Source organism: Streptomyces sp. 8L (genome assembly GCF_020176795.1).
GTDB lineage: Bacteria > Actinomycetota > Actinomycetes > Streptomycetales > Streptomycetaceae > Streptomyces.
On the sequence record NZ_JAIUKE010000359.1, the window covers coordinates 1 to 9,844 of the forward strand.

General features: G+C 74.1%; 6 protein-coding genes and 2 pseudogenes. 3 read left to right on the forward strand and 5 right to left on the reverse strand.

The annotated features are described in order from the left end of the window. Nucleotides 1–73 precede the first annotated feature (73 nt). From LCE31_RS26445 to hutU, 5 genes are all read right to left on the reverse strand, one after another. On the reverse strand, nucleotides 74–1,189 hold the full coding sequence (locus tag LCE31_RS26445; protein ID WP_225018419.1) for a GNAT family N-acetyltransferase: 1,116 nt from the start codon (nucleotides 1,187–1,189) through the stop codon (nucleotides 74–76). A gap of 296 nt (nucleotides 1,190–1,485) precedes the next feature. After that, nucleotides 1,486–2,691: an imidazolonepropionase gene (hutI, locus tag LCE31_RS26450; RefSeq protein WP_225018421.1), complete on the reverse strand. Its 1,206-nt coding sequence runs from the start codon at nucleotides 2,689–2,691 to the stop codon at nucleotides 1,486–1,488. 143 nt (nucleotides 2,692–2,834) lie between these two features. Next, the gene (locus LCE31_RS26455) at nucleotides 2,835–4,202 is read right to left on the reverse strand and encodes a formimidoylglutamate deiminase (protein ID WP_225018425.1); all 1,368 of its coding nucleotides are present in this window, start codon (nucleotides 4,200–4,202) and stop codon (nucleotides 2,835–2,837) included. Further along, complete coding sequence (locus LCE31_RS26460) at nucleotides 4,199–5,401, reverse strand: allantoate amidohydrolase (protein ID WP_225018434.1); 1,203 nt, start codon at nucleotides 5,399–5,401, stop codon at nucleotides 4,199–4,201. The genes LCE31_RS26455 and LCE31_RS26460 overlap by 4 nt, the downstream gene beginning before the upstream one ends. A gap of 20 nt (nucleotides 5,402–5,421) precedes the next feature. After that, a complete protein-coding gene (gene hutU, locus LCE31_RS26465; protein ID WP_225018428.1) occupies nucleotides 5,422–7,095 on the reverse strand; it encodes a urocanate hydratase in 1,674 nt (557 codons plus the stop codon). Between the two features lie 270 nt (nucleotides 7,096–7,365). On the opposite strand from hutU, the gene LCE31_RS26470 reads away from it, so the two are divergent. The 3 genes and pseudogenes from LCE31_RS26470 to LCE31_RS26485 form a co-directional block, all read left to right on the forward strand. Beyond that, a complete protein-coding gene (locus LCE31_RS26470) occupies nucleotides 7,366–8,766 on the forward strand; it encodes a diaminopimelate decarboxylase (protein WP_225018430.1) in 1,401 nt (466 codons plus the stop codon). Nucleotides 8,767–8,981: 215 nt separating this feature from the next. Further along, nucleotides 8,982–9,484, forward strand: a pseudogene (locus LCE31_RS26475) (hypothetical protein). Then, nucleotides 9,481–9,844, forward strand: a pseudogene (locus LCE31_RS26485) (hypothetical protein); the annotation flags it as partial. The pseudogenes LCE31_RS26475 and LCE31_RS26485, both read left to right, overlap by 4 nt.

A 9,844-nucleotide genomic window follows, 5' to 3' on the forward strand; every position in this document is an offset into this window, starting at 1 on the left:
GCGGGGGCCCGCCTCGCGACGGGGCCCGGGGCGCTCCCCCGCTCCCGCTCGGCCGGATCGGCACCGCGCGTCCTCAGCGGTCGCGGACTCGGCCGACCTGGTTGAGCGTCCGCTGGGCCAGCGAGGCGAGCTTCGGCCTGTTCCTGACGAAGCTGTGCGCCCGCCTGGCCGGTTCCCTGCTCAGCCGGTGCAGGGCGGCCCGCGGTCCCGGCCGCGTCAGAGACCCCTCGTACACCGTGAGCGCGCCCGTCTTGAGCGAGTCCTTGTACTCGGCGGCCCCCCGGCCGAGATCCAGCATTCCGATGCCCTCCGCCGCTGCCGCCTCGGCCATCCGCAGATGCAGGATCAGGCCGGGCGAGTACTTGGCGAACTCCGTGTCGTACGCCGGGAACCAGCACGACAGCACGGTCCTCGAGCGCAGCCCGAAGTGGGCGGCCACCGGCCGGTCGCCCACGTACAGCACGCTCAGCACGCCCGAACAGCCCGGGCGGCGGGTCTCGGCCAGCAGGTGGACGAGGTCACGGACCCAGTCCTTGGCGAACCGGTCGCGGCGGCCGGTGCGCCGGTACTGCGCCGACTTCCACTCCATGAGCTTCGCCAGTGCCGCCGGGTCGCGCTCGTCGAAGACGAACCTGACCTCGCCCACCTGCCGCCCGAGCCGCCGCTCCTTGGCGGTGGTCGTCCGGTAGAACTTCGGCGACCGCTCGCGCAGCGCCGCCTCGTACGCGTCGAAGCCGTCCCCCGTGTGCATGACCGGCGACGCGAACTCCTCCGCCATGTCGGGCACGAAGGACGCCTGGCCCTCCTCAAGGTTGTCGAACTCCAGGACCGACAGCGAGCAGGCGCGCATCAGCTCGCGGGCGGCGAGCCGCAGCCCCGGCCTCAGGGCCGCCCCCTGGCTGTCGGACACGCCGAGCCCGATGGCCCTGCCGTGCCCCAGCGTGTTCGTCTCGTAGGGAAGGAACCCGGACGCCTCGGTGGTCGCGGCGGCAACTTCCGCACCATCGGCCCCTTCCGGGCCCTCCGTGATCACGGCGACCCGCGCCGCGGGCCGCACCCGGCCCACAGCGAGGGTGAACTCGGGCTCCATGAACGGATTCATGGGCGCGCCCGACGCCGCCCGCAGAGCCCGCCAGGCGTCGAGCTGCCCCTCATTCAGCTCGCCCGGCGAGAGAACCCGGATACGCACAGCACTGCGCACAACGCTCAACTCGACCCCCCGGTCGCGGTGCTCCGGCACCAAACCCCCCGCGGGCCCACGCTCCGGTGCGCCCGTATACGGAACAGGACATTACCGGCCCGCATGCGCGGGGGACAGGGCTTCACCCTTCAGGTGAGGCAAGTGGGGCGAGAGGGGCCCGCGGGTCAACTGTTGTGCGCCACAGGGCCGGTAGAGCCGTCAACGGGCGCGGTCCGGAAGCCCGTTCCCTGGCCGCTGTCCACAGCTCGCGCCGCCCGGGGCCCGGACCTCCGGGCGGGAGACGCTCAGAGCTCCCGGCGGCCGGCGCGCCACACGGCCGACACCAGCGGGACCCCCGGCCGGTACGCCAGGTGCACATGGCTGGGGGCGTCGAGGAGTACGAGGTCGGCGCGGGCGCCGACGGAGATCCGGCCGACATCGGTGCGGCGCAGGGCAGCGGCGCCGCCCGCGGTGGCGGCCCAGACCGCCTCGTCGGGGGTCATGCCCATGTCCCGCACGGCCAGGGCGACGCAGAACGGCACGGACGAGGTGAACGACGAGCCCGGGTTGCAGTCGGAGGCGAGTGCCACCGTGGCTCCCGCGTCCAGGAGCCGGCGCGCGTCGGGCCACTCGGCCCGGGTGGAGAACTCGGCGCCCGGCAGCAGCGTGGCGACGGTGCTGCCCTGGGCGAGGGCCTCGACATCGGCGTCGGTGAGGTGGGTGCAGTGGTCGGCGGAGGCCGCGCCGAGTTCCACGGCGAGCTGGACGCCGGGGCCGTACGACAGCTGGTTCGCGTGGATGCGCGGCAGCAGCCCCTTCGCGACGCCCGCGGTGAGGACGGCGCGGGCCTGGTCCGCGTCGAAGGCGCCCCGCTCGCAGAACACGTCGACCCAGCGGGCGTGCGGCGCGCAGGCGTCGAGCATGGGGCCGGTGACGAGGTCGACGTAGGCGGCGGGGTCGTCCGCGTACTCGGGCGCCACGATATGGGCGCCGAGGTAGGTGACTTCGTCGGTGCGTTCGGCGGCGATACGCAGGGAGCGGGACTCGTCGGCCGCGTTGAGGCCGTAGCCGGACTTGGTCTCCAGGGTGGTGGTGCCCTGGCGCAGGGCCTCGGCGAGGTAGCGGTCGAGGGTCGCGGCGAGTTCGGCGTCGGTGGCCTCGCGGGTCGCGGCGACCGTGGTGCGGATGCCGCCCGCGGAGTAGGGCCGCCCCGACATGCGGGCGTTGAACTCGGCGGTGCGGTCACCGGCGAAGACGAGGTGGGAGTGGGAGTCGACGAAGCCGGGAATGCCCGCCCGGCCTCCGGCGTCGACCCGGTTGTCAGTGGCGGGTGCTTTGCTTGTCTCACCGACCCAGGCGATGCGGTCGCCGTCGATGACGACGGCCGCGTCCTGGATCAGGCCGAGGGGGCTTCCGTCCCCGTTCTCCGAAGCGCCGGAGCGGGGGGACCCCCGTCCGAGGGAGGGATCGTTGGTGACCAGACTTGCGATGTGGGTGACGAGTGTGGTCATCGCGATGCTCTGTTCCTTCCTGGGACGCGCGGGTGGTGGCTTCCTGGGACGCGCGGGCGGTGGCGGTGGGGGGACCGGCGGGGGTGGTGTTCCGGAGGCCGGCCGGGCCGTGGACACGGGGGCGGACCCGGGCCCGTCGGGGGTCAGGCGCGCAGGGCCGAGACGGCGTCCGCGAGCGCGGTGGACACATCGGGTACGAGGGTGTGCGCCCCGTCGCGTACGACGTGGCGGCCCGCCACCACGGTATGGCGCACGTCGGGCGCGGACGCGGCGAATACGGCGGTCTCCGCTCCGAGTCCCGCCGGTGGCCCCGCCGTTCTGACGGAGTCGAGGGCGACGGTCGTCAGGTCGGCCAGCATGCCCTCTTCGATGCTGCCCGCGTCCGGACGGCCGAGGGCGGTGTGGCCGGTCACGGACGCGGCGCGCAGCAGCGCGGCCGCAGTCCAGTGGCCGCGCCTGCGGGTGCGCAGCCGCTCGTCGAGCTCCATGGCGCGCGCCTCTTCGAGCAGGTCGATGACGGCGTGGCTGTCGCTGCCGAGCGAGAGGGGGGAGCCCGCGCGTTCGAGGGCGACGGCGGGGCCGATGCCGTCGGCGAGGTCGCGCTCGGTGGTGGGGCACATGCAGGTGCCGGTGCGCGCCGCGCCGATGAGGGCGATGTCCTGGTCGGTGAGGTGCGTGGCGTGTACGGCGGTGGTGCGTGGGCCGAGGACGCCGTGGTCGGCCAGCAGCCTGGTCGGGGTCCTGCCGTGCGCTTCGAGGCAGGCGTTGTTCTCCGCCGTCTGCTCGGACAGATGGAGGTGCAGGGGCGCCTCGCGGGCTCCCGCCCATGCGGCCACGGTGCCCATCTGGTCGGCAGGCACGGCGCGTACGGAGTGGATGGCGGCGCCGATCAGCGCCTGGTCCGGGTCCGGGGTCCTGAGCGCGGAGACGCGTTCGGCCCAGGCGTCGGCGGTGCCGTCGGAGAAGCGGAGCTGCTGCGGGGTGAGGGAGGCGCCGCGCACCGTGGGCGAGGGGCCGGAGGAGAGATAGAGGGTGTCGAGGAGGGTGATGCGGATGCCGGCTTCCGCGGCGGCGGCGATGAGCGCCTCGCCCATGGCGTTGGGGTCGGCGTAGGGGGTGCCGTCGGGCCCGTGGTGCAGGTAGTGGAACTCGCCGACGGCGGTGATGCCGGCGAGGGCCATCTCGGCGTACGTGGCGCGGGCCAGCGCGTGGTACGTGTCGGGGGTGAGGCGGCCCGCGGTGCGGTACATGACGTCGCGCCAGGTCCAGAAGGTGCCGCTGCCGACCTGCACTTCGGAGCGCAGGGCGCGGTGGAAGGCGTGGCTGTGGGCGTTGGCCAGGCCGGGGATCGTCAGGCCGCGCAGGGCGGTCGCCCCGGGCGGCGGGGCCGCCGTTCCGGTGTGTACGGCGGTGATGCGCCCGCCGGCGGTCTCGACCGTGACGCCCGGCTCGGCACGGGTGCCGAGCCAGGCGTGCTCCAGCCAGTAGGTGGCGGCGCCGGCGGTGCTCATGCGCACGCGAGTCCTTCCAGTACGTCGGCGAGGGCGCGCACCCCGGCCACGCAGTCGTCCTCGGCCGCGGTCTCGGCCGGGGAGTGCGAGACGCCGGTGGGGTTCCGCACGAACAGCATGGCGGTCGGCACGGATGCGGACAGGACGCCCGCGTCGTGTCCCGCGCCCGAGGGGATCACGGGAAGGGGGCTGGTGGACGAGTGGCCGAGGATACGGGCGAGTTCGTCGCGCAGGGCGTGGCCGAACTCGACGACGGGGGTGAAGGACTCCCGCGCGAAGGTGAGTTCGACGCCCGAGCGGGCGGCGGCGTCGCGGGGCGCCGCGTCGCCGGCGGCGACGACGGTGTCGAGGGACGCCGGGTCGGCGGCGCGCGAGTCGAGCCAGGCGCTGACGAGGGAGGGGATGGCGTTGACGCCGTTCGGCTGGACGAGGACCTTGCCGAAGGTCGCAAGGGCGCCCGCGAGTTCCGCCTCGCGGCGGGCCGCGAGCACGGTCTCCGCGTAGGGGAGCATCGGGTCCCTGCGGTCTTCGAGGCGCGTGGTGCCCGCGTGGTTGGCCTCGCCGTGGAAGTCGAACCGCCAGCGGCCGTGCGGCCACACGGCGGAGGCGAGTCCGACGGGTGCGTCGGTGAGGTCGAGCGCGCGGCCCTGTTCGACGTGGAGTTCCACGAGCGCGCCTATCCGGCCGAGGCGCTCGGGGTCGGGGCCGATGGCGTCGGGGTCGCAGCCCGCGGCCTCCATCGCCTGCGGCAGGGTGGTGCCGTCGGTGGCGCGCAGCGCGTGGGCCTGTTCGCGGGTGAGCTGTCCCGCGGACAGTCGGGAGCCGACGCAGGCGACACCGAAGCGGGCGCCTTCCTCGTCGCCGAAGGCGGTGATGGCGAGGGGCTTGGTGAGGCGTGCGCCGCGGGCGCGGAGCTCGTCGAGCGCCGCGAAGGCGGAGACCACGCCGAGCGGGCCGTCGAAGGCGCCGCCGTCGGGGACGGAGTCGAGGTGGGAGCCGGTGACGACGGCGTCGCCCGCCTCGGGGTCGCCGAGCCAGGCCCACAGGTTGCCGTTGCGGTCGGTCTCGTTGACGAGGCCCCGGGCCGCGGCCTGGTCGCGGAACCAGGCGCGGCAGTCGGCGTCGGCCGCCGTCCAGGCGTAGCGGCGGTAGCCGCCGGTGGTGTCGTCGCGGCCGATGGGGGCGAGGTCCGCCCACATGGTCTGGAACGCGGGCGGGGTCACTTGCCCTCCTCCCCCGCCTGCTCGCGCATCGGGACGCGTACGCCCTTGGCGTCGGCCACGGCCTCGGCCTCCTCGTATCCGGCGTCGACGTGGCGGATGACGCCCATGCCGGGGTCGTTGGTCAGGACGCGGCGGATCTTCTCGCCGGCGAGCGGGGTGCCGTCGGCGACGGTCACCTGGCCCGCGTGCAGGGAGCGGCCCATGCCGACGCCGCCGCCGTGGTGGATGGAGACCCAGGAGGCACCGGAGGAGACGTTGACCATGGCGTTGAGCAGCGGCCAGTCCGCGATGGCGTCGGAGCCGTCGCGCATGGCCTCGGTCTCGCGGTACGGGGAGGCGACGGAGCCGGTGTCGAGGTGGTCGCGGCCGATGGCGAGGGGCGCGGCGAGTTCGCCGGAGGCGACCATGTCGTTGAAGCGCTCGCCCGCGCGGTCGCGCTCGCCGTAGCCGAGCCAGCAGATGCGGGCGGGCAGGCCCTGGAAGTGGACGCGCTCCTGCGCCATGTTGATCCAGCGGTGCAGGGACTCGTTCTCCGGGAAGAGGTCGAGGATCGCCTTGTCCGTCTTGTGGATGTCGGACGCCTCGCCGGACAGGGCGGCCCAGCGGAAGGGGCCCTTGCCCTCGCAGAACAGCGGGCGGATGTAGGCGGGGACGAAGCCGGGGTAGTCGAAGGCGCGCTCGTACCCGGCGAGTTTGGCCTCGCCGCGCAGCGAGTTGCCGTAGTCGAAGACCTCGGCGCCCGCGTCCTGGAAGCCGACCATGGCCTCGACGTGGCGGGCCATGGACTCGCGGGCGCGGTTCGTGAAGTCGGCCGGCTTGTCGGCGGCGTAGGTGGCCATGTCGTCGAAGTCGACGCCGACCGGGAGGTAGGAGAGGGGGTCGTGCGCGGACGTCTGGTCGGTGACGATGTCGACCGGGGCGCCGTCGGCGAGGATCTGCGGCAGCAGTTCCGCGGCGTTGCCGAGGAGGCCGATGGACAGGGGGCGGCGGGCGTCGCGCGCCTCGACGGCGAGCCGGAAGGCGTGCTCGACGCTGTCGGCGCGCACGTCGAGGTAGCGGTGCTCGATACGGCGCTCGATGGCGCGCGGGTCGACGTCGATGCAGATGGCGACGCCGTCGTTCATGGTGACGGCGAGGGGCTGGGCGCCGCCCATGCCGCCGAGTCCCGCGGTGAGGGTGATCGTCCCGGCGAGCGTGCCGCCGAAGCGCTTGGCCGCGACGGCCGCGAACGTCTCGTAGGTGCCCTGGAGGATGCCCTGGGTGCCGATGTAGATCCAGGAGCCCGCGGTCATCTGCCCGTACATGGTCAGGCCGAGGGCCTCCAGGCGGCGGAACTCCTCCCAGTTCGCCCAGTCGCCGACGAGGTTGGAGTTGGCGATCAGGACGCGCGGGGCCCACTCGTGGGTCTGCATCACGCCGACGGGGCGGCCGGACTGGACGAGCATCGTCTCGTCCTGCTTCAGGGTGCGCAGCGTGCGGACCATGGCGTCGAAGGAGCGCCAGTCGCGGGCGGCCTTGCCGGTGCCGCCGTAGACGACGAGCTTCTCCGGGTGCTCGGCCACCTCCGGGTCGAGGTTGTTCTGGAGCATGCGCAGGGCGGCTTCCTGCTGCCATCCCAGGGCGCTGAGCTGGGGGCCGCGCGGGGCCCTGACGAGGCGAGGCTCTGACATGGCGGGGAACTCCTCCACGAGCGATCCGACGTGCACGGGTGCACTGGCGTACTGATTGAACGGGCGTGCTGGTTGCGCTGGCGTACTGGTTGAACGGGCGTACAGGTTGAGCTGACGCTGGTTGAACGGGCGTACTGGTCGGGCTCACGTACTCGCGCCGGGGGCGCGCTCACGGGTGAACCAGATATTCACATCCTGACCCTCTGAATATTCCTAGTCAACAGGGCCGGCCCGACCGACTGGGCCATCGAGCATGATGGGCACATGCACATGGGCAAGACAGAGACCGACATGACCGACATAGAGGACTCGGCCGCGGACCGGGGCGCCGCAGCGGCCGCCCGGCGCCACCGCGCGGTGCGCGCGGCCGTGGCCGAGGGCCTGATCAGCGACGAGCAGCCGGTCGTGGGCCTGCTCGACGTGGCGGGTGTCCGGGAGTCCGTCGCCGCGTTGCGGGCGGCGTTCCACGCGGCGCTCCCACCGGGCACGCCAGTGCTGCACGCCTTCGCGGTGAAGGCGTCGCCGCTGGTGCCCGTGGTGCGGCTGCTGCGCGAGCTGGGCGTGGGTGCCGAGGTCGCGAGCCCCGGGGAGCTGGCCCTGGCCCGCGCCGCCGGAATGTCCGCCGAGGCGACCGTGCTGGACTCCCCCGCGAAGACCGCGGCCGAGCTGCGCGAGGCCCTGTCGCTCGGCATCGCGGTCAACGCCGACAACCGCCAGGAGCTGGCCCGCCTCGACACGCTCGTCCCGGAGCTCGGCACGCGCTCCCCGATCGGCGTCCGGGTCAACCCGCAGACCGGCACCGGGTCCATCGGCGCGCTGTCCACGGCCACGTCCACGTCGAAGTTCGGCGTGGCGCTGCGGGACGAGGGCGCGCGGGAGTGGGTCGTCGAGGCGTACACGCGGCGGCCGTGGCTGACCCGGCTGCACGCGCACTCCGGCTCGCAGGGGGTGCCGCTCGCGCTGATGGCTGAAGGCATAAAGGCGCTGTACGAGCTGGCCGAGGAGATCAACACGGCGGCCGGCCGGCAGCAGATCGACACGCTCGACATCGGCGGCGGCCTCCCGGTGAACTTCGCCTCGGAGGAGCACACTCCCGGCTACGCGGACTATGTACGCGTCCTGAAGGAGACGGTGCCGGGGCTGTTCGACGGCAGGTACGGACTGGTCACCGAGTTCGGCCGCTCGCTGCTCGCCAAGCACGGCACGATCCTGGCGAAGGTCGAGTACACCAAGTCCGCGGGCGCCCGTCCGATCGCCGTCACGCACGCGGGCGTGCAAGTGGCGACGCGCACGGTGTACGCGCCGGAGTCGTGGCCGCTGCGGATCGCCGCGTACGACGCGAAGGGCGAGCCGCGCACCGGTGAGCCGGTCGCGCAGGATGTCGCGGGCCCGGCGTGCTTCGCAGGCGACCTGCTGGCCACGGACCGCCCGCTCCCCCTGATCGAGCAGGGCGACGTGGTCGCGGCGCTGGACACCGGGGCGTACTACTTCGCGCACCACTACGCGTACAACAGCCTGCCCCGGCCGGGCGTGTACGGCTTCACGGCACCCGGAGCGCCGGGGGACGGCACGGCAGGACCGGTCGGCTTCGCGACGGTACGGACGCCGCAGACGGTCGAGGAGATCGTCACGGAGTCGGGCGCGGAGCACACCGACGCGCTGCTGCCGTAGCTGCGGCCACCCCCACGCCTCCTCCACAAACAAGACGTGCCCGATCGCGTTCGATCGGGGGGGGCCACGTTTTTGCATATGCCACGTTCATAACTGACCTCTCTCCGGGGAAAGTGCCGGACTCCCCTTCCCGCGTCGAACACCATGCGTAGTGTCGCGGTCACTGCTTCCGCACGACTGTGCGGCCGCACACCCGACCGGGGGAGGGAGTTCGTGTGCCCGGAATCGACGCATGCCTGGCCGAGGCCATGGCCCTGCCGGGAGCGCGCGGCGCGTCGGTGGTCGACTGGACGAGCGGACTGGCCCTGGGCACGGCGGGCGAGTCGCCCGGCGGCGATCCGGAGGCCGCGGCCGCGGAGACGGCCGAACTGGCCCGCACCGCGGCCGAGTACACCACGTTCGCGCCGGACCCGGGGCCGGGCGCGGCCCCGGACGGGGGGGGGGGGGGGGGGGGGGGCGGGGCGGGCCCCGGGGGGGGCGGGGCGCCGGGGAGCCGGGCGCCGGGGGCGGGGGGGCCGCCCCGGGGGGGGGCGGGAAAGGGCTGCCCGTCGAAGACGTGATCGTGACCACCCGTACCGGCTACCACGTGCTGTGCTTCGTGGAGACGACGTTCGACAGCAGCGTCTTCCTGCACCTCTGGCTCGACCGGGCCACCGGCAATCTCGCCCTCGCCCGGATACGCCTGCGGCAGCTGGCACAACGGCTGGTGCTCGGATGACCGAGCGGCCCGCCACCGCGGGCTCCCCGGCCACGCCCGCCGCGCACCCCGCGCCTCCGGCGCTTTCACCAGTTTCGCCGGTTTCGCGCACCGTCTCCCCCATGCTGCTGCGCCTCGCCGAGGAGCGGGCCACCGGGGCCCTGTTGCGCGACCACGGGACGCTCTACCTCTCCGAGGGCCGGATCGTGCACGCGGAGAGCCCGGCGGCGCCCGGCGTCGACGTCCTGCTCACGGCGGGCGGGCGGCTGCCGTACACCGGCTGGCAGGAGGCGGTCGAGGGGGGGGGGGGCCGGCGGCGGGGGGGGCGCCCGCCCCCCCCGCCCCCCCGGGGGGGCGCGGCCCCCGGCGGGGTGGCGCGCC

Bases quoted from the DNA above. Each gene is read 5' to 3' on its own strand.
- LCE31_RS26455 (WP_225018425.1), bottom strand. From the start codon at position 4,202: ATGAGCACCGCCGGCGCCGCCACCTACTGGCTGGAGCACGCCTGGCTC.
- LCE31_RS26470 (WP_225018430.1), top strand. From the start codon at position 7,366: ATGGGCAAGACAGAGACCGACATGACCGACATAGAGGACTCGGCCGCG.
- hutU (WP_225018428.1), bottom strand. From the start codon at position 7,095: ATGTCAGAGCCTCGCCTCGTCAGGGCCCCGCGCGGCCCCCAGCTCAGC.
- hutI (WP_225018421.1), bottom strand. From the start codon at position 2,691: ATGACCACACTCGTCACCCACATCGCAAGTCTGGTCACCAACGATCCC.
- LCE31_RS26460 (WP_225018434.1), bottom strand. From the start codon at position 5,401: ATGTGGGCGGACCTCGCCCCCATCGGCCGCGACGACACCACCGGCGGC.